Origin of the sequence: Alcanivorax sp., from assembly GCF_019431375.1 — a bacterium.
Classification (GTDB): Bacteria; Pseudomonadota; Gammaproteobacteria; order Pseudomonadales; family Alcanivoracaceae; genus Alcanivorax; species Alcanivorax jadensis_A.
Map to the genome: position 1 here is coordinate 3,578,811 of NZ_CP080267.1, position 18,751 is coordinate 3,597,561.

Genomic DNA, 18,751 nt, shown 5'->3' on the forward strand with positions numbered 1-18,751 from the left:
TGAGGTGAGCGAGACACGAGCCCGACTGGCGTCCCTGCCCCTGTTTTCGGATCTTCCCGATGCCGCTGTCGCCGCCCTCGCGGATCTGGCGGAGCCTGTCTCCCTGCCTGTGGGAGAGGTGGTGTGCCGAGCCGGGCGGACCCCGCGCTGGCTGTTCGTGCTGGTGAGCGGGCGGTTGCAACAAACGGTGGCTGATTCGACCGTGCCGATCAATCCCGGTGCCTTGATCGGTGCCGGTGAGTTGCTCGGAAATCATCCCTTTGCACAGGACATTCTGGTTCTGCGTGACAGCCAGTTGCTGCGTTTTCCTGCCGAGGCCCTGGAGCCTTTTCTTCTGGAGCATCCGCCGGTGCTTTTGGCACTGAGTCGCTACCTGTTACGTCAGCGGGAAACACCCCGACCCGGCCATGTGGCCCGCCAGGGGACTCTGTCTCTGGTGCCGGCCAGCCCGGGGGTGCCGGCAGCCACTCTGGGGGAGGAGCTGGTGGGGCGGCTAGGCGGCTGGCCTCGGGCGCGTATGGTCACCGAGGCCCATGTATTGGCGGAGCTGGGGCAGGACAGTCTTGCCGGGGATGATGATAGCGAACAGAAGCTGGAAACCTATCTGCATCGTCTGGAGGCGGCTCATCCCCATCTGGTCTATGTGGCCGATCAGGGGCAAGGCATCTGGGCCGAGCGTTGCCTGCGCCATGGCGACCGGGTGTTGATGCTGGTGGAAGCCGGCGCCGAGCCCCGGCCGGTACCGGCCCTTGCCCGGTTACCGGGGCCGTTGCTGGCGCCGCTGGAGCTGGTGTTGTTGTGTGCCCGTGGCGACGGTTCTCCGTATACCCGTGCCTGGCGGGAGCAACTGAAAGCGCGTAGCCATTATTACGTCCAGCCCTGGTACGGGCCGGATCTGGACGCTCTTGCCCGGCAGATCACCGGCCGTGGTCTGGGGCTGGTGCTGGGGGGTGGTGGCGCCCGCGGCTTTGCCCATATCGGCCTGATCCGGGCGCTGGAGCAGCTGCAAATGCCGGTGGACGTGATGGGAGGTACCAGCATGGGGGCCTTTGTCTCGGCCCTGTTGGCCTGCGGGTTCAGTGCGGTGGAAATGATGCAGGTGGCAAGGGATACCTTCGTTAGCCGCAACTACCTCAATGACTATACCTTGCCTCGGGTGTCCCTGATCCGTGGCCGCAAATTCCATCAGCGTCTGCAATCGGTGTTTGGCGAGCGCACCATCGAATCCCTGTGGCGCAGCTATTTCTGTGTCTCCAGCAACCTGTCCAGCGGTGAAGCGGTGGTGCATGAGTTCGGTAGTCTGGCCACCTGGGTCGGCACCAGCATGTGTGTGCCCGGGGTGGCGCCGCCGGTGCTCTTTGAAGGTGAGTTGCTGTGCGATGGCGGGGTGGTGGATAACCTGCCCACGGACGTGATGCAGGCCATGGAGCGCGGTGCCATTATCGCCTCCAGTGTCAGTGCCCAGAGCGATATTGCCCTGGAAGAGATGAAATCCAGCCAGCCGGATCCCGGGGCGCTGCTGCGTCGCCAGCGTGGTGCCAGCTGGCCCGGCTTCGGCGAGATTCTCTTGCGTACCGCTACGCTCAACAGCGACACCGTGGTCTATCCTGCCTCGGTGGCGCGCTCCGATGTGTGTCTGCATATGCCGGTGACAGATGTGAATATGTTCGATTGGAAAGCCCTGGATGCGCTGGCGGAGCGGGGCTATCAGCATGCCTTGCAGGTACTGGAGCCGCTGCGGGACGAGTTGCTGGGAGAGAGCTGAGAAAAGCAATTGATAATTGATAACGCGCGGAATCCGGTCCTCAGTCGTCAAAGGCATGAGATCGCGCCCAGGCTATGGACGCGGTCTTTGAGCCTTGAAACCGTCACGGCGTTGATCGCACCGTTATCAATTAGATGGTGCGCTCAGTGCACCCGACGCAGAATAGAGCGTCTTGGTGGTGTCAGGCGAATAGTGCCTGCAGGTCATTGTTTTCAGCCAGCGTTACCAGCCGTTGTCGTAGCGCCGGGTCCACCTTGCCGTAGTCATTAATGATGTGGGCGATGTCCTGTTGGCGCGGTTCGGGCAGGTGTTTAGCCACCCGCACCAGGGCGGGCCATTGCTCCGTGGTCAACGCCGCTTCCATGGCCCTGGCGATGGCATTGCGGTCCAGTATGGCTGCCTGATTACCCACTTCCCGAAGCAGTGCCGGCCCCATCATCGCCACCAGTGGCAGCAGCCTGCTCCACAACCCATACTGGTCGGCGGCGGTGATGATATGGCCGAGAATCTCCGGTTGCTGTTGCAGGGCTGGCAGTTCCAGCAGCCGTTGCTGGGTGGCGGGTGACAGCTCGGCAATCACCGGTATCAGGTCCGGCCATAGTTGATGCTCTTCAGCCACCTGAATGATCCGCTCCAGTACGGTGGCGGGCTGGCTGGCGGCCAGGTCGCCGAGCTGGTGTTTGAGCTCGTAGCCCAGGTTGCCGAGCAGGGCGATTACTTCCAGCATCAGATCATTGTGCGGGTCTGTGGCCAGTAAAACAGCCTGGAGCAGCCGCTCCCGGGGAAGTAGCCGCACCAGGTGGTCCAGCCGGGTACGTGATTCCATGAACAGGGCAATGCGTAACAGGTGGCCATCGTCCTCCACCGCGTCCATGACGGCCCGGGTGGCGTCGTCGTCCAGGGCGTCGGCTACCCGGCCGAGCAGCATGAAGGCGCCCTCATCAATCAGGGTCAGGGCGGTGTCCACCAGCAGGGCCGCAGGCAGTTGGCGAATCAGTTCGCGGCTGCGCTGGGGATCAAGATGCTGGCAAACCCGGGCCAGAAAAGAGGCAGGGAGGCGTTGGGCAATGGCTGCGCCTCGATGGGACGGCATTTCCGTGGCGATGCGGGCGGTGAGCAATGGCCCGGCCCGGCGGGCCAGGGCAGCCATCAGAGGTGACGGTACCAGCGAGGTCCATTGCGCCCAGCGGCGGAACCGGTCCCGATCAGCGGCAAAGCACGTTTCCTCACAAAGGTGGCGGAGCTGACGCAGGGCTTCCGGCGGGTAGACCGTCAAGTCGGCCAGTGACGATGCTGGCTGGTCCAGCAGGGCTGACAGTTTGCGCACCTCGATCTGGCTGGCCAGCATGCTCAGCTCTCCCGGCCGGGAGCAGAACCCAGTAGCGGGCGCAGCAAGCGTGGTAGGGCTGCACGCAGAGCCTGCTCCTGGGCCTGATGTTGCCGTTGCAGGCAGCCTTCAATCAGGGTCGCCAGCTGTTGCTGACGTTTCCTGTCCAGCGAGCTCAATTCCGCCAGGGTGGTCGGCGGGCAGCCCAGCGTGTCGGCCAGGGGGCCGGAATCACTGTTGTCGCTGTTACTCTGCGGGTGCTTGCGTTTCACCATCATTGTCCTGACGGATGGGCGGACTTTCCGGTGGGGTGGTGGTTTGCTGCTCCGGTGTCAGATTGAAGCCGGGTTCGGTGATCTCGGGCTCCGAGTCAGACAGGAAATAGACGGCCACCAGAATCAACAGACAGATAATGATGGCGATGGAAAGAATATGGCGCATGGTCGTGACCTCCCTGGCTGAGGACGAAGGTCAACCTTGCGAGAAGTTGCAAAGGTCAACCTCTGTGTCTCCAATATAGGCCCCTTTGCCGGGAGGGACAATGTCAGGGAAGCCCGGGCTCAGGCGGACAACTGAACCACCTGATTGTTGAGGTCAGTGATCTGTCGGGCCATGTCGGAAAGCAGGCTGTGAATCATGCCCGGGTTGGTGCGGATCAGGTCCTTGAACTGGTGCTTGGGCACCTTGACCACGGAGCAGCGTTGTTTTGCTCTCACCGTGGCGCTGCGCGGGGAGTGGGTGAGCAGGGCAATGGCGCCGAGCACCTCGCCTTCACTGACGTGGCCCACGACCACGTCATCCACCAGCACATCCGCCTGACCTTCGAACAGGCTGAATACATAATCCGCCGGCTCGCCCTGGCGGATGATCACATCGCCGGGCTCGAAGTAGGCAAAGCCCGGGGTGGTATGGCTTTCTTCCGGTACATAGGCTGCCAGCAGACGCACCAGCATGGCCTGCTGAATAGTGAGGATACGGGTCCACAGGCGTGCCAGCTGTTCATCGGCAAGGACCGCTTCCACCAGTCTGACGGTGGGGTAGGCAGCCAGCAGCACGGCGCTTTCCGCGTAGTAGGTGACCTCGTCGCTGCCCGCGTCGGGCAGGATCATGTCCCCCTCGTCCCAGGTGAACAATTTGCGCTCCTGACAGCGCATGCCCAGCATGCCGCCCTTGACCACATAGGTGGTATCGGCACACATGCCCTGCTGAAAGGCATTGTCGGTGGGTGCCAGGGGAAAGGACTGGGGTTGCAGCGGGAGCTGGCTGATAAATTCATCAACCAGACGTTTGTACATGCGGGTCAGGGCGGAGAAACCGCCGCTGGCTTCGGCCACGGAAATCATGCAGTGCCTCAACAAACTCAGATTTTTGCCTGAGTATGCAGCAAGATACGGCTACGAAACAGGGGTGAGTTGGCAGTCTGGGGGAATGGCTGGCTGCCGTCAGGAGCTGAGCGCAAAAAAGTCAAAAGGGCGGCGGGGATCCGCCCTACGATTTCATCATTGACGTCCGACGTCCGACGTCCGACGTCCGACGTCCGATCAGTAATCCCGTTCGCGGGGGCCGAATTGCGGCTTTTCCTTTTTCTGGCCGGCTTGCAGGGCACGGCGATAATTCTTGCCGCGCAGCAGCTTGAACTGCAATTTACTTTCGGCATCGAAAGCCTGGGCTTCCGGTACATTCCAGGTCTGCTGGAACAGACTTTTGGCGGCACTGATGCCATCTGGTGAGCGGCTCTTGATGGCCTCAGCCAGTTGCTCCGCCTCCGCCAGCGGATCACTGGCCACCCGGGTGACCAGGTTCATGGCCTTGGCTTCGTCGCCCTTGAACAGGCGGCCGGTCATGGTCAGTTCCTTGGCTACATCCATGGGGACCAGTTCGCGCAGGGTGACGCTGCCGGTCATGTCCGGGATCAGGCCCCATTTGATTTCCATGATCGACATTTCGCAGTCCGGGGTGCTGATACGGAAATCCGCCGCCAGGGCAATCTGCATGCCGCCGCCGTAGCAGTAACCGTGCAGTACCGTGATAACCGGGATCGGCAGTTCACGCCAGCACCAGCAGACTTCCTGGAACAGGTTGGTTTTCTTGACGCCGTATTTGGTGAAACCTTTCAGTAATTTGAGCGGCTGCTTCATGACGGTGCCGAAATCCAGCCCGGCACAGAAGGCCTTGCCTTCGCCCTGCATGATCACCACGCGCAGGCTCTTGTCTTTGCGCACGGCTTTGGCAGCTTCCACCAGGCCTTCCATCATGGCGAAATCCAGGCCGTTGTACTTGTCGGCGCGGTTCAGAGTGACATAGGCAATGTCGTTTTTCTTTTCCAGTGTGACGCGATTTTGGAAGGTGGTGGTCATGGTCGGGTCCTGTTAGGGGTCGGACGTCAGAAGTCTGACGTCGGACGCAAAGTCAAAATCCGGCGCGGCAAGGCTTGCAGTGAAAGCGGTGCTGCCGTGCGGGTTGTTTTTTTACGCGTCAGACATCCGACCTCAGACGTCTGACCCTTAATCATTTACCCCAGCTTTTCCTTGAGCAACTGATTCAGTTGCTGTGGGTTCGCCTTGCCCTGCGTTGCCTTCATTGCCTGGCCTACAAAGAAACCGATTTTTTTCTTTTTCTTGGCGTCATCAGAGTTGCGGTAATCCTCAACCTGGGGGGCGTTGTTGGCGATGATGTCATCGACGATTTTTTCCAGTTCGCCGCTGTCGCTCATCTGCTTGAGGCCCTTGGCCTCAATGATGCCATCCGGGTCGCCTTCACCGGCCCAGCAGGCTTCGAATACCTGCTTGGCGATCTTGGAGCTGATGGTGCCATCCTTGAGGCGGGCAATCAGTTGGCCCAACTGTTCCGCACTGACCGGGCTGGCGCTAATGTCTTTTTCTTCCGCGTTCAGCTTGGCGGTCAGTTCGCCCATGACCCAGTTGGCTGCCAGTTTGGCATCGCCGCCGGCGTTGGCGACGCCTTCAAAAAACGCCGAGGTGGCGATAGAGCCGGACAGCAGATCCGCGTCGTACTCGGACAGCTGGTAGTCGTCCATGAACCGTGCCTTGCGCGCATTGGGCAGTTCCGGCATGGCCGCTTTCAATGCTTCCAGGTCCGCATCGGTGATGGCCACCGGCAGCAGATCCGGGCACGGGAAATAGCGGTAGTCGTTGGCGTCTTCCTTGCTGCGCATGGAGCGGGCGGTGTGGGTGTCGCCGTTGTACAAACGGGTTTCCTGCACAATCTCGCCGCCGTCTTCCAGCACATCAATTTGCCGTTCCACTTCCAGCTTGATGGCGCGTTCCATAAAACGGAAGGAGTTCAGGTTCTTGGTTTCCGTGCGGGTACCCAGTGGCTCGCCGGGTTTGCGGATGGACACGTTTACATCGAACCGCATGTTGCCCTGGGACATGTCGCCATCGCAGATGCCGATGGAAGTCACAATCGCATGCAGTTTGCGGGCAAAGGCCACGGCTTCTTCGGCGTTGGCCATGTCCGGTTCGGTGACCACTTCAATCAGCGGCGTGCCGGCGCGGTTAAGATCAATCCCGGTCATGCCGTGGAAGTCTTCGTGCAGGGATTTACCCGCGTCTTCTTCAAGATGCGCGTGATGAATGCGAACGGTTTTTTTCTCGCCGCTTTCCAGCTGGATTTCGACTTCGCCGGCACCCACGATGGGTTCGGCCAGCTGGGTGGTTTGATAGCCTTTTGGCAGGTCCGGATAAAAATAATTTTTTCGTTCAAACACACTGTGGCGACAGATGTCGGCATTGATGGCCAAACCAAAAAGCGCGGCTTTGCGCACCGCTTCCTTGTTTACCACCGGCAGGGTGCCTGGCATGCCCAGATCCACCAGCGACGCTTGAGTGTTCGGCTCGGCACCGGTGGACAGTTTGCTGCCGGAAAACAGTTTGCTGACGGTGTTGAGCTGGACATGAATTTCCAGACCGATCACGACTTCCCAACTCATTGGTCACCTCCAAATGCGGGTGCCTGTTTATGCCAGTCGGTGGCTTGCTGATACTTGTGGGCCACGTTGAGAATTTGCCCTTCCCGGAAATAGTTGCCGATGATCTGTGTGCCCGTGGGCAGGCCGTTGATAAAGCCAGTGGGCATGGACAGAGCCGGCAGGCCGGCCAGGTTAACCCCGATGGTGAAGACGTCGGCCATGTACATGCTTACCGGGTCGTCTTTCTTGGCTCCCAGTTTGAAGGCAGTTTCCGGGGCGGTGGGGCCCATCAACACGTCCACCTTTTCGAAGGCGCGGACAAAGTCATCGCGGATCAGGCGACGGACCTGCTGGGCGCGACGGTAGTAGGCGTCGTAGTAACCGGCGGACAGGGCGTAGGCACCCACCAGAATGCGGCGCTTCACTTCATCACCGAAACCTTCAGAGCGGGAGCGTTTGTACAGGTCTTCCAGGTCTTTCGGATCGTCGCAGCGATGACCGAAACGCACGCCGTCGAAGCGGCTTAAATTGGAGCTGGCTTCCGCCGGGGCGATTACATAATAAGCCGGTACCGACAGCTTGACGCTGGGCAGGGACACGGACACCACCTTGGCGCCCAGTTTTTCCAGTTCGCGAATGGCCGCGCGGCTGTTGTCGGCGATGGCGCCGTCCAGGGTGTCCGGAAAGAATTCTTCCGGGATGCCGATGGTCAGGCCGCTGATATCGTTGTTCAGGGCGCCCAGATAGTCGTCCACCTTTTCGTTGAGACTGGTGGAGTCACGATGATCGTGACCGGCCATGGCCTGCAGCATCAGGGCGCAGTCTTCCGCGCTCTGGGCCATGGGGCCGGCCTGATCCAGGCTGGAGGCGAAGGCGATCATGCCCCAGCGGGAGACACGACCATAGGTGGGCTTGAGCCCGGTAATGTTATTTAGGGCAGCCGGCTGACGGATGGAGCCGCCGGTGTCGGTGCCGGTGGCGCCGGGGGCCAGGCGTGCACCCAGGCAGGCCGCCGCACCGCCGGAAGAGCCACCGGGTACCCGCTCCAGATCCCAGGGGTTCTTCACCGGGCCGTAGTAGCTGGTTTCGTTGGAGGAGCCCATGGCGAACTCGTCCATGTTGGTCTTGCCCAGCATTATCGCACCTTCGGCGGCCATCTTTTCCACCACTGTGGCGGTGTAAGGGGCAATAAAGGAGTCCAGCATCTTCGAGCCGCAACTGGTACGTACGCCCTCGGTGCAGAATATGTCCTTGTGAGCGATGGGCAGGCCGGTGAGCAGGCCGCCGTTGCCAGCCGCGATGGCCGCATCGGCGGCGTCGGCCTGGGCCAATGCCTGTTCAGCGGTCACGGTAATAAAGCTGTTGAGCTCGCCGTCGTGTTGCTGGATGCGGGCCAGGAAGTGCTCGGTGAGCTCCCGGGAGGAGAAATCCCCGGCAGCCAGACCGGCCTTGAGTTCTGTCAGTGTCTTGTTGTGCATGGCGTTGCTCATCACCTGTTTACTCAATCACCCGGGGAACCAGGAAACAGCCGTCTTCGGCAGCGGGGGCGATGTCCAGCGCCTTGTCTCGCACGTTGGGCTCGCTGACTTCGTCTTCACGCAGGGGCTGGGTCACGTCCAGCGGGTGGGCCATGGGCGCCACATCAGCCACATCGGCCTGCTGTAGTTGGTCCACCATGGCAAGAATGTCATTGAGGCGGTCAGACAGGGCGGCGCTGTCTGCCTCGTCCACTTTCAGGCGCGCCAGATGGGCCACCTGGGCTACCACCTTGGAATCAATGGCCATGATTCTCTCCGTTGGGATTCTCTGCGGCGGGCAGAGATAAGCTAATGCGGGTCTGGAAAGCCGCAAAAAGTACCATAGACCGCCTGTCCGGGGCCACTGCCCGCCAGTGTAAAAGCGGTAGTGTCAGCTTGCCCAATGCCCCTGCCATTGCTAGAGTTGCGCCATCTTGTGAGATGCCCGGTTTTTTCCCGCCCGGTGTCGTATTTTCGCGAAAATTTCAGGAAACACGCCAGAGATGTCCATGATCAAGCGTATTCGGGGGATGTTCTCCACCGATTTGTCCATCGATTTGGGGACCGCCAACACCCTTATATATGTACGTGGCCGCGGCATCGTCCTGGACGAGCCGTCTGTGGTGGCTATTCGTCACCATGGCGCCCAGAAGAGTGTGGCTGCCGTGGGGGCCGACGCCAAGCGCATGCTGGGCCGTACTCCCGGCAACATTACCGCCATCCGTCCCATGAAGGATGGGGTGATCGCTGACTTCGATGTCACCGAGAAGATGCTCCAGTACTTTATCAAGAAGGTCCATGACACCGGGTTCTTCCCGCCGGCGCCACGGGTGCTGGTCTGTGTGCCTTGCAAATCCACCCAGGTGGAACGCCGGGCCATCCAGGATTCCGCTTATGGAGCCGGTGCCCGCGATGTCTATCTGATTGAAGAACCTATGGCCGCCGCCATCGGTGCCGGTCTGCCGGTGGAAGAAGCTCGCGGTTCCATGGTGGTGGATATCGGTGGCGGTACCACCGAGATTGCCCTGATTTCCCTGAATGGCGTGGTCTATTCCGAATCCGTACGTATCGGTGGCGACCGTTTCGACGAAGCCATTGTGGCTTTTGTGCGCAAGGAATACGGTTCGCTGATCGGCGAATCCACTGCCGAGCGTATCAAGCATGAAATCGGTACTGCCTATCCCGGTTCCGAGATCCGCGAGATCGACGTGCGTGGCCGCAACCTGGCTGAAGGCGTGCCGCGCAGTTTCACCCTCAATTCCGAGGAAATCCTGGAAGCGCTGAAAGAGCCGCTGGCGGCCATCGTCAATGCGGTGAAAAATGCGCTGGAAGCCTCTCCGCCGGAACTGGCCTCCGATATCGCTGAGCGTGGCCTGGTGATCACCGGTGGTGGCGCCCTGCTGCGTGATATCGACCGGCTGATCAGTGAAGAAACCGGCTTGCCGGTGATTGTCGCCGATGATCCGCTGACCTGTGTGGCCCGTGGTGGCGGCAAGGCGCTGGAGCTGATGGACAGCCAGGGTTTCGATATGCTGGCCATGGGCTAGGCCGGGTTTCCGGGCTAGATCATGACGGCACCTGCCAATCCTACCTACCGACTGCTGATTGCGCTGGTTCTCGCCATCGTCATGATGGTGCTGGACCAGCGCACGCCCTGGGCTGCGCCCGTGCGGCATGTGCTTGGCTATCTTACTGCTCCGATCCATTATCTGGCCCACCTGCCGGTGGATTCCGGTGAGTGGTTGTCCGAGCAGACCCAGAGCCGTGGTTCCCTGATTGATGAAAACCGGCGCCTGCAGCGTCAGGCGTTGATTCTCGAGCAGAAGGTTGAGCGGCTGGCAGTGCTGGAAGCGGAAAACGTGCGTCTGCGTGAGTTGCTCAACTCCTCGGCGGATCTGGATGCCAATGTGCTGGTGGCCGAGATTATTGGTGTGGATCCGGATCCGAACCGCCAAGAGCTGGTCATCAACAAGGGCAGGGGTGATAAGGTCTTGCGCGGGCAAGCCGTGCTGGATGCCCAGGGTCTGATCGGTCAGGTGGTGGATGCGGGGCCGCTTAGTTCCCGGGTATTGCTGGTCACTGATGCCAGTCATGCCATGAGCGTGCAGGTGAATCGCAACGGGGTGCGTGCGATTCTGGCAGGTACCGGTCAGTCCGATGGCTTGAAACTCCTCTACGTGCCGGACACGGCGGATATCAACGAAGGGGATCTGCTGGTGAGCACCGGTTTGGGCCAGCGTTACCCGCGGGGCTATCCGGTGGCAACGGTAATCGCTGTACGCCATCAGTCCGGTGCGCCTTTCGCGGAAATCGCTGCCCGGCCTACTGCCAGAGTGGACCGTGCCAGTCACGTGCTCTTGGTGCAGTCCACTGATAAGCCCCTGATTCCGGTGCCCGACCCGGAGGCCGCCAATGATTCATGATCGTCCTGCCGGCACCGGCGTCATAGTCGTTACCTTGCTGATCGCCGCATTGCTGGAAGTGGTGCCCCTTCCCGAGAGCGTCAACTGGGTGCGCCCCGAGTGGATGCTGTTGGTGCTGGTTTACTGGGTGCTGGAATTGCCCAATCGTGTCGGTGTGTTGTGGGGCTTCTTTGTCGGCCTGTATCACGATGTGTTGGTGGGGACCACGCTGGGGCAGTGGGGGCTGGCCTATGCCCTGGGCGCCTTTGTGATGCTAGCTGCCTACAAGCGCATGCGGGTATTCACCTCGCTGCAACAGTGTGCCGTGGTTTTCCTACTGGTGGGCACCGTCAGCCTGCTGGCCTTTCTGGTGCAGGAGTCCGTGGGTCGTACCCTGTATCCGCCCTACACCATTCTTTATGCATCTCTGACCAGTGCGGTGCTCTGGCGCCCGGTCTGTGCGCTACTGCGCTGGGTACAGCTGCGTTTTCTAGTACGCTGAACAAAAAACAGTTAACAGTGAATAGTTAACAGGGAACAGTTCGCGAGCTGATGATGGAACAACCTCAGAGTTCTGCTGCCGCGCCTGACCTGTTAGATGTTAGCTGTTAACTATTCATTGTTAACGATTAACTGATCCTATGACTCTTTACCTTGCCTCAGGTTCGCCACGTCGGGCAGAGCTGCTACGGCAGATTTCTGTTCCTTTTTCCGTGCTGCCCGCCCCGGATATCGATGAAACGCCTATGCGGGAGGAGCCTCCCCTGGAATATGTCTGCCGTATGGCCCGGGAGAAGGCCCGAGCCGGTGCCGCGGGAGCCGGTGGTTTGCCAGACGGGGCGGTGCTCGGAGCCGATACGGCGGTGGTGCTGGGCGACGAGATCCTGGGCAAGCCGGCGAACAAGCAACAGGCGCTGGCCATGTTGCAGGCTCTCAACGGTGCCGAACATCAGGTGATGTCCGCACTGGCCCTGCTGAGCAAGGGGCAGATGGACGTTCGCTATTCCATTACCCGGGTGCAATTCAGGCAACTCAGTGACAGGCAATTGCAGGATTATGTGGATACCGGCGAAGGGGCCGATAAGGCCGGTGGCTACGGGATTCAGGGATTGGGCGCGGCGCTGGTGGCCTCGCTGACGGGCAGTTACAGTGGGGTAGTCGGCCTGCCGCTGGAACAGATGGTGGCATTGCTGGATCAGGTCGGCATCCGTTATTGGCAACCCAACTGATTATGGCCTCGACTCGACCTCATCGCTGGCACCGACTTTATCCGTCCCTCTGGTGGCTGACGGCGGCCTTGCTGTTGGTTATTGCTGCCTATGTGGTGCTCGGCCGTCAGTTGATGTTGCTGGTGCCGGATTATCGCGAACGCCTGGAAGTCTTCTTTGAAGAACGCATTCAGACGCCGCTGACCATTGCCGAGCTGGACGGCCAGATGTCCGGCCTGGTACCCCAGTTTGTCGCCCGTCAGATCCGTCTGCCTGCCCCGGAAGGTGATACCGCCCTTGAGCTGGACGAAGTGGTGTTGGGAATCGATGTGTTCCGTTCCCTATGGCACCGGGATCTGGTGCTCAAGGAGCTGCGCATTCACGGGGTGGAGCTGAATCTGGTGCGCGGCGAGGATGGCAGCATTCGCCTGCGCGGGCTGGAAGCACTGGGGAGCAAGGATCCGGAGCAGCGCCCGCCGCTGGAGCGTATTCTCACCCTGTTCTACCGCCAGCAGTTGCTGGCGATCAGCGATGCCCGCCTGTCTCTGGAGTGGCCGGGGATGCCGCCACTGGCGGCATCTGAACTGGAAGCCACCTTGATCAACCGCGGGGACGAGCACCGGTTGGCGCTGAACCTGGAAGCCCGTGATCGCCCGCTGTCCCTGCAGGCGCGGATTCACCTGCATGGCGATGCCTTTTCTCTGGAAGAGGTGGAGGCGGATCTCTATGCCAGCCTGAAGGGGGAACGTCTGCACGAGTGGCTGCCCGAGGAGTTGGGTTGGCCGGTGCAGGTGGCTGCGCTGGATGGGCGTATGAAAGTCTGGTCTACCCTGAAACAGGGGCAACCCCATGACGCCAGCATCAATCTGAACCTGCCCACCCTGACGCTACAGCAGGAGGGGTTGGCTTGGCCCATGACCGAGCTGTCTGCCCGGTTGGCCCTGGTAAGGGATGGGGAGCGGGCAACCCTGTCCCTGACTCGTTTGTCCGGTGATTCGCCAGCCGGCGCGCTCAATTTGGGAGACATGGCGCTGCTTTGGCAGACTCGTGGCGAGCAGCGGCAATGGCAGTTCCGGGGCGCTGAACTGCCGCTACATGGACTCAACCAGCAGTTTCAGCAATGGCCTTTTGCCTTGCCCGATAGTCTGCAACAGGTCCGTGAACGTTTAGCGGTACAGTCTCCACGGGGGGTGCTGAATGGCGTCTATGTGCGTGGCCGTGCCCGGAATGTGGAGACGTTCCAGCTGCGCTTCACAGGTCTGTCGAGTCAGGCGCAGGATCGGATACCGGGTGTGCAAGGGCTTTCCGGCTGGGTGTCCGGCAGCCCGTCCGAAGGCCTGGCTTACCTGCACAGCGATAATCTCAGCCTGCAATTCCCGAGACTTTATGATCATGCTCTGGCTGGCCAGGTCAGCGGGCTACTGGACTGGCGCCGGGACGCCGAGCAGCTACAGGTACGTTCCGGGCGGTTGCAGGTGGTCAATCCGGATGCCCATGGCGAGGCGATGATGCAGCTCAGCCTGCGCCCGGAACAGATTCCGCAATTGCGTCTGGTGGCGGAAATCTTCGAAGGTAACGGCGCTCGTGCCAGCCATTATATGCCGCTCAAACGGTTACCCGAGGGGCTGTCCGGCTGGCTCGCACAAGCCATTCAGGATGGGGTCCTGCAGCGTGGGCAGATTCTTTACCAGGGGCCGGTGAAAATCGACAAGAGCCGCCAGCAGGATCGCACCCTGCAGATGCGTTTTCAGGGTCGCGATGTGCGTTTGTCTTTCCTGCCGGACTGGCCGGTGGCCAGCGACGTGTCGGCGGACGTGCTGATCAATGGTCGCCAGGTTCGCGGGTTGGCTCGCAGTGGCAAGTTGCTGGGTAGCGAGCTGCAAGAAGTGCATGTGGATGTGGCGGCTTTTGAAACCGGTGAGACGCCCCGGCTGGTTGTTTCCGGCCAGGCCCGGGGGCCATTACAGGATCTGGATACGCTCTTTCAGGATACCCCGCTGCGTAAACAGCTCCCCGAAGAGTTGCTGGACTGGCGTTTTCGGGACGGCAGTATGTCGGGCTATCTGTTGCTGGATATTCCCTTGCAGAAAGATAACGATGCCCCTGTGGTCATTGTGGATGCACAGGTGAATGATGCCACGCTATCCAATGGGCCGCGCAAACTTCGGGTCACTGAAGCCTCGGCGCCAGTCTATTTTCATTTGCATGACGGCATACAGATCGACCGGCTGCAGGCTCGTGCTCTGGGTGGAAAGTTCGGCGGTCAGTGGCTGACCCGAGAGGGTCGCAGTCGCTTGCAGCTCGATGGAAGTCTGCCCATGAAGCAAGCGGCAAACTGGCTGGGGTTTGCCTGGCTTGAGCCGCTGTCAGGGCAGTTGCCGCTGGGGCTGACCGTACAGATTCCCTGGCAGGGTACGCCATTTTTCCTGCGTGCAGCGTCGTCGATGAAGGGGGTGACCGTGGATGCGCCGGCGCCACTGGGTAAGTCAGCCTGGTCAACGCGTCCGCTGGATCTCCGTCTCAGCAATGCGGGCAGTCGTCTGACGCTGGATCTGGAGTATGGTGGATTGTTGCGTGGCGCTTTGCGCATCGACAAGCGTATACAGGGCGATCTACTGCTGGGAAGCGGCACATTGCAGGTGCCAAGCGAGGGAATCCAGGTGCGCGGCCAGCTGGCGGAAATCAGTGCGGAGCCCTGGATCGACTTTATCGGCAACCGTCTGGTGCCCTCATTGAATGCGGGCAGCGGCGGCGGTGTCGGTACCGCTGAGGCCACGTTGAGCAAAGTCAGCCTGCAGGTGGATCGCCTGGATCTGTTTGGCGTTGACGTCGCTGACTCCCGGTTGTCTGTGCTGCCGGGGGATGCCGGGTGGGATATGGCGTTGAGTAGTCGTGCGGTGGCAGGGTCTGTGCGTATTCCCGACGGGTTTGCCGCCCGGGGTGAGGCGCCGCTGGAAATGTCGGTGTCCCGTCTCAATCTGACATTGCCTGAAGGGTCGTTTGGCGACGACGGAGAATCCGCACCAGTGTCTCCGCTGACGCTGCCGCCTATGGATGCGAATTTCAGCAGCATTGTTATCAACGGCGAGGATTACGGTCAATGGCGGGGCAAGGTTCGGCCAGTGAAAGAGGGTGTGCGTATTTCCGAGCTGGATGGACGTTGGCGCTCCAGTCGTTTTCAGGGCACGCTGGATTGGACTGAACAAGCGGGTGAATCGTATAGCCGCTTCAATGGCAGCCTGACGTCGGACGACCTTGGGCGTTCCCTGAAAGGCTGGGGGTTGCCGGCTCTTATCGAGTCCGATGATGCTCGCGCCCAGGTGGTGCTTGGCTGGGGTGACTGGCCGTTGGGGATGGATTATCTGGCCCTGGAAGGGCAAACCCAGGTGGATATCGGGGAATGCCGGATTCCCGATACCGATACCAAAACGTCATTCCTGCGTTTGCTGGGGATTCTCAATATCGGGACTATCCAGCGTCGCCTGAGGCTGGATTTTTCTGACCTGTATAAAAAGGGCATGAGCTGCGACAGTATCACCGGCGATTTCTCTATTGATGGCTCGCGTGTGACCACGTCCAATCTGGCCATTGATTCGCCTTCTGCCGCGATTCGGGTGAAGGGTGCCATTGATCTGGAAAAGGAAACCCTGGATCACAACATGGAAGTCACGCTGCCCTTGTCCAGTAACCTGTATGCAGGATGTCTTGCCGGGCCGGCGGCGTGCGCGGGTATCTTCGTGGTAGAGCGTATCTGGGGCGACCGGCTCGATAAGACTACCACCATGGAATATCGGGTAACCGGTAACTGGAGCAGCCCGCAGGTAAAAGAAACCGAGGGGATATTCGAATGACGGTAACGCGCTATCCGATTGCTGCTATCCAGATGACCAGTGGCAAGGAGCCGGATGACAATCTGCGCCAGGCCGGCGTGCTGCTGGCAGAGGCCCGGCAAAAAGGGGCCTGCCTGGCAGTGCTGCCGGAAAACTTCGCCAGTTACGGCGGTGACTATCGGGCGCTGGGTGAACGCCATGACGAGCTGGTCGGCTGGTTGTGTGAGCAGGCCCGGGCATTGGATATGGCCATCATTGGCGGTAGCCTGCCCGCCCTGCAGCGCCCGGACGGCCAACCGGTACCATCGCCGCTGGTGCGTACCTGTTCCATTGCCGTCAGTGCTGGGGGGGAACCGTTGGCACGTTATGACAAGCTGCATCTGTTCGATGCGGATGTGCAGGATGCTCAGGGCCGCTACCGGGAGTCTGATTTCTTTGAGCCCGGCCAGGAGGTAGTGATGACCTCTGTGGGTGATCTGCAGGTGGGTATGGCAATTTGTTACGACCTGCGCTTTCCCGCTTTCGCCCAAAGGTTGGTTAGCGCCGGAGCCCAGTTGCTGGTGTACCCCTCGGCCTTTACGGCCGTCACCGGGGCTGCCCACTGGCAGCTGCTGCTGCGTGCCACGGCGGTACAGACCGGTTGCTATGTGCTGGGGGCCAACCAGTGTGGTCAGCACGGCCCGCGACGGGCCACCTATGGGCATTCCATGCTGGTGGACCCCTGGGGGAGGGTGGTGGATAGTTTGAGTGATTCCCCCGGTGCTCTTGTGGCCGAGCTGGACCTTGCTACCATGAATGAGCTTCGGCAAAGCATGCCGGTTCAACAGCATCAACGATTCCGAATTGAAGGACCCTATGACACATAACGACGCCCTTTCCATTGCCGAGTCCGTACTACTGGCGCCGGCAAACCTGCACACCCCGCAATTGGCGTCGCTGCTGAACGGTAAACTCACCGGCCAGGCAGATTATGCTGACATGTATTTCCAGCACAGCCGCCATGAGGCCTGGGTACTGGAAGACGGTATCGTGCGCGATGCCAGTTTCAATACCGAGCGCGGCGCCGGGGTGCGCATTGTCCAGGGTGACAAGACCGGTTTTGCCTACAGCGACGACATCACCCTGGATGCGCTGCAACAGGCCAGTGGTGCTGCCCGTGCCATTACCCGCCAGGGCCAGGACCGGCAGATACAGCTGGCCAGCCGGGCGGTGCCGGCCCGCTATGCCGCCATTGATCCGCTGTTGGGCTGGCCCGCCGAAGACAAGGTGGCCCTGCTGCAACGTATCGATGCCATGGCCCGCTCACTGGACCCGGCCATCGTGGAAGTCACAGCCAGCCTCAGTGCTGAACAGGATGTGATCATGGTGGTGGCCAGCGACGGTACCCTGGCGGCGGATGTGCGGCCGCTTATCCGCTGCAATGTGAGCGTGATCGCCGAGCGCAATGGCCGCCGCGAGCGCGGCAGCGCCGGCGGTGGCGGCCGGGTGGGCTATGACTGGCTGTTGCAGGAAGAGCGCATCGAAACCTGGGCCCGGGAAGCGGTGCGTGGTGCCTTGCTGAATCTGGAAGCGGAAGCGGCACCGGCGGGCACCATGCCGGTGGTGTTGGGACCGGGCTGGCCAGGTGTGCTTCTGCACGAAGCCGTGGGCCATGGCCTGGAAGGGGACTTTAATCGCAAGGGCACCTCCATGTTCGCCAAAAAATTTGGCCAGCAGGTGGCGTCCCCCCTGTGTACCGTGGTGGATGATGGCACCCTGGCGGATCGCCGTGGCTCCCTGACCATCGACGACGAAGGCACCCCCACCGCCTGCAATACCCTGATCGAAAACGGCAAGCTGGTGGGCTTCATGCAGGACAAGACCAACGCCCGGCTGATGGGCGTGGCGCCCACCGGCAACGGTCGCCGGGAATCCTATGCGCACCTGCCCATGCCACGCATGACCAACACCTACATGCTGCCCGGCGAGAGCGATCCGCAGGACATCGTCGCCAGTCTGGACCGGGGTATTTACGCGGTAAATTTCGGTGGTGGTCAGGTGGATATCACCTCCGGGCGTTTTGTGTTTTCCACCAGCGAAGCCTACCTGGTGGAAAAGGGCAAAATTGTCTGCCCGGTGAAAGGCGCCACCCTGATCGGTAGCGGGGCGGAAGTGATGAGCCGTATCTCCATGGTCGGTAATGATCTGGCCCTGGACAGTGGCATCGGTGTGTGCGGCAAGGACGGCCAGTCCGTGCCGGTGGGCGTGGGGCAGCCCACCCTGCGTGTGGATGCTCTCACCGTGGGGGGCACTGCCTGATGTCCCAGGTACTGGACGTTCTGTCACGCATGCGCCTGTTTGCCGGGCTCAGTGATGATGAGCTGGCAGTACTGGAAAAGCTGGTATTTGTTAACCGGGTCCCCGCCGGGGAGCCGGTGTGCCGGGAAGGCGACCGCAGTGATTTCGTCTGCTTTGTGGTGCGCGGTTGTCTGGATATCGTCAAGAATAGCGAAGCCGGGGGTGAGGTGGTGATTGCCCATTTGCGCCCGGGTGATTCCATGGGTGAGATGGCACTGGTGGATAATGAGCCCCGTTCGGCGACGGTACGAGCTGCCGAGGACGCCACCCTGATCGTGCTTACCCGCAAAGGCGTCGAGCAATTGCGCAAACGTAGTCCTCATGCGGTCAGTTTGATCATGGAGAACATTGCTCGCCTGCTGTGCCTGCACCTGCGTCGTACCTCTTCGCAACTGGCCCAGTTCAAACTGCCGGTGGGATAACGCCAATAAATA

Annotated in this window: 17 protein-coding genes; 9 read left to right on the forward strand and 8 right to left on the reverse strand. The window is 60.8% G+C overall.

All coding sequences use genetic code 11. The annotated features are described in order from the left end of the window. Nucleotides 1–4 precede the first annotated feature (4 nt). Nucleotides 5–1,765 carry a patatin-like phospholipase family protein gene (locus tag KZ772_RS16820; protein ID WP_290537595.1) on the forward strand — a complete coding sequence of 587 codons (1,761 nt, stop codon included), beginning with the start codon at nt 5–7 and terminating at the stop codon, nt 1,763–1,765. A 181-nt stretch (nt 1,766–1,946) separates the two neighbouring features. Here KZ772_RS16820 and KZ772_RS16825 read toward each other — a convergent pair whose 3' ends face one another. The 8 genes from KZ772_RS16825 to gatC form a co-directional block, all read right to left on the reverse strand. Next, entirely contained in the window at nt 1,947–3,113 is a 1,167-nt protein-coding gene (locus KZ772_RS16825) for a hypothetical protein (protein WP_290537596.1), read from the reverse strand. A 2-nt stretch (nt 3,114–3,115) separates the two neighbouring features. After that, nucleotides 3,116–3,370, reverse strand: a complete 255-nt coding sequence (locus KZ772_RS16830) for a hypothetical protein (protein WP_290537597.1) — start codon at nt 3,368–3,370, stop codon at nt 3,116–3,118. After that, nucleotides 3,339–3,533, reverse strand: coding sequence for a hypothetical protein (locus KZ772_RS16835; RefSeq protein ID WP_290537598.1), 195 nt, complete (start codon nt 3,531–3,533; stop codon nt 3,339–3,341). The genes KZ772_RS16830 and KZ772_RS16835 overlap by 32 nt, the downstream gene beginning before the upstream one ends. Before the next feature lie 119 nt (nt 3,534–3,652). Continuing rightward, nucleotides 3,653–4,435, reverse strand: a complete 783-nt coding sequence (locus tag KZ772_RS16840; RefSeq protein ID WP_290537599.1) for a cyclic nucleotide-binding domain-containing protein — start codon at nt 4,433–4,435, stop codon at nt 3,653–3,655. A gap of 198 nt (nt 4,436–4,633) precedes the next feature. Next, the gene (locus tag KZ772_RS16845) at nt 4,634–5,449 is read right to left on the reverse strand and encodes a crotonase/enoyl-CoA hydratase family protein (RefSeq protein ID WP_290537600.1); all 816 of its coding nucleotides are present in this window, start codon (nt 5,447–5,449) and stop codon (nt 4,634–4,636) included. 155 nt (nt 5,450–5,604) lie between these two features. Then, entirely contained in the window at nt 5,605–7,044 is a 1,440-nt protein-coding gene (gatB, locus tag KZ772_RS16850) for an Asp-tRNA(Asn)/Glu-tRNA(Gln) amidotransferase subunit GatB (protein WP_290537601.1), read from the reverse strand. Continuing rightward, nucleotides 7,041–8,501, reverse strand: coding sequence for an Asp-tRNA(Asn)/Glu-tRNA(Gln) amidotransferase subunit GatA (gatA, locus tag KZ772_RS16855; RefSeq protein ID WP_290537602.1), 1,461 nt, complete (start codon nt 8,499–8,501; stop codon nt 7,041–7,043). Before gatA ends, gatB begins: the two co-directional genes overlap by 4 nt. Before the next feature lie 19 nt (nt 8,502–8,520). Beyond that, entirely contained in the window at nt 8,521–8,808 is a 288-nt protein-coding gene (gatC, locus tag KZ772_RS16860; protein WP_290537603.1) for an Asp-tRNA(Asn)/Glu-tRNA(Gln) amidotransferase subunit GatC, read from the reverse strand. A 241-nt stretch (nt 8,809–9,049) separates the two neighbouring features. Between gatC and KZ772_RS16865 the strand changes: the two genes are divergently transcribed. The 8 genes from KZ772_RS16865 to KZ772_RS16900 all read left to right on the forward strand — a co-directional run bounded on the left by KZ772_RS16865 (nt 9,050) and on the right by KZ772_RS16900 (nt 18,739). Next, nucleotides 9,050–10,087 (forward strand): rod shape-determining protein, encoded by a 1,038-nt coding sequence (locus KZ772_RS16865; protein WP_035248243.1) that lies wholly within the window; start codon nt 9,050–9,052, stop codon nt 10,085–10,087. A 21-nt stretch (nt 10,088–10,108) separates the two neighbouring features. Further along, on the forward strand, nt 10,109–10,963 hold the full coding sequence (gene mreC / locus KZ772_RS16870) for a rod shape-determining protein MreC (RefSeq protein ID WP_290537604.1): 855 nt from the start codon (nt 10,109–10,111) through the stop codon (nt 10,961–10,963). Continuing rightward, nucleotides 10,953–11,444 carry a rod shape-determining protein MreD gene (mreD, locus tag KZ772_RS16875; protein ID WP_290537605.1) on the forward strand — a complete coding sequence of 164 codons (492 nt, stop codon included), beginning with the start codon at nt 10,953–10,955 and terminating at the stop codon, nt 11,442–11,444. The genes mreC and mreD overlap by 11 nt, the downstream gene beginning before the upstream one ends. Before the next feature lie 139 nt (nt 11,445–11,583). After that, entirely contained in the window at nt 11,584–12,171 is a 588-nt protein-coding gene (locus KZ772_RS16880) for a Maf family protein (protein ID WP_290537606.1), read from the forward strand. A gap of 2 nt (nt 12,172–12,173) precedes the next feature. Next, nucleotides 12,174–16,001, forward strand: coding sequence for a YhdP family protein (locus KZ772_RS16885; RefSeq protein ID WP_290537607.1), 3,828 nt, complete (start codon nt 12,174–12,176; stop codon nt 15,999–16,001). Continuing rightward, on the forward strand, nt 15,998–16,846 hold the full coding sequence (locus KZ772_RS16890; protein ID WP_290537608.1) for a carbon-nitrogen hydrolase family protein: 849 nt from the start codon (nt 15,998–16,000) through the stop codon (nt 16,844–16,846). Before KZ772_RS16885 ends, KZ772_RS16890 begins: the two co-directional genes overlap by 4 nt. Continuing rightward, nucleotides 16,836–18,278 carry a metalloprotease TldD gene (gene tldD / locus KZ772_RS16895; protein WP_290537609.1) on the forward strand — a complete coding sequence of 481 codons (1,443 nt, stop codon included), beginning with the start codon at nt 16,836–16,838 and terminating at the stop codon, nt 18,276–18,278. The genes KZ772_RS16890 and tldD overlap by 11 nt, the downstream gene beginning before the upstream one ends. Beyond that, entirely contained in the window at nt 18,278–18,739 is a 462-nt protein-coding gene (locus tag KZ772_RS16900) for a cyclic nucleotide-binding domain-containing protein (RefSeq protein ID WP_290537610.1), read from the forward strand. Before tldD ends, KZ772_RS16900 begins: the two co-directional genes overlap by 1 nt. Nucleotides 18,740–18,751 lie beyond the last annotated feature (12 nt).

Coding starts and splice junctions, on each gene's coding strand:
- KZ772_RS16825 (WP_290537596.1), bottom strand. CDS start 3,113: ATGCTGGCCAGCCAGATCGAGGTGCGCAAACTGTCAGCCCTGCTGGAC.
- KZ772_RS16830 (WP_290537597.1), bottom strand. CDS start 3,370: ATGATGGTGAAACGCAAGCACCCGCAGAGTAACAGCGACAACAGTGAT.
- KZ772_RS16835 (WP_290537598.1), bottom strand. CDS start 3,533: ATGCGCCATATTCTTTCCATCGCCATCATTATCTGTCTGTTGATTCTG.
- KZ772_RS16840 (WP_290537599.1), bottom strand. CDS start 4,435: ATGATTTCCGTGGCCGAAGCCAGCGGCGGTTTCTCCGCCCTGACCCGC.
- KZ772_RS16845 (WP_290537600.1), bottom strand. CDS start 5,449: ATGACCACCACCTTCCAAAATCGCGTCACACTGGAAAAGAAAAACGAC.
- gatB (WP_290537601.1), bottom strand. CDS start 7,044: ATGAGTTGGGAAGTCGTGATCGGTCTGGAAATTCATGTCCAGCTCAAC.
- gatA (WP_290537602.1), bottom strand. CDS start 8,501: ATGCACAACAAGACACTGACAGAACTCAAGGCCGGTCTGGCTGCCGGG.
- gatC (WP_290537603.1), bottom strand. CDS start 8,808: ATGGCCATTGATTCCAAGGTGGTAGCCCAGGTGGCCCATCTGGCGCGC.
- KZ772_RS16865 (WP_035248243.1), top strand. CDS start 9,050: ATGATCAAGCGTATTCGGGGGATGTTCTCCACCGATTTGTCCATCGAT.
- mreC (WP_290537604.1), top strand. CDS start 10,109: ATGACGGCACCTGCCAATCCTACCTACCGACTGCTGATTGCGCTGGTT.
- mreD (WP_290537605.1), top strand. CDS start 10,953: ATGATTCATGATCGTCCTGCCGGCACCGGCGTCATAGTCGTTACCTTG.
- KZ772_RS16880 (WP_290537606.1), top strand. CDS start 11,584: ATGACTCTTTACCTTGCCTCAGGTTCGCCACGTCGGGCAGAGCTGCTA.
- KZ772_RS16885 (WP_290537607.1), top strand. CDS start 12,174: ATGGCCTCGACTCGACCTCATCGCTGGCACCGACTTTATCCGTCCCTC.
- KZ772_RS16890 (WP_290537608.1), top strand. CDS start 15,998: ATGACGGTAACGCGCTATCCGATTGCTGCTATCCAGATGACCAGTGGC.
- tldD (WP_290537609.1), top strand. CDS start 16,836: ATGACACATAACGACGCCCTTTCCATTGCCGAGTCCGTACTACTGGCG.
- KZ772_RS16900 (WP_290537610.1), top strand. CDS start 18,278: ATGTCCCAGGTACTGGACGTTCTGTCACGCATGCGCCTGTTTGCCGGG.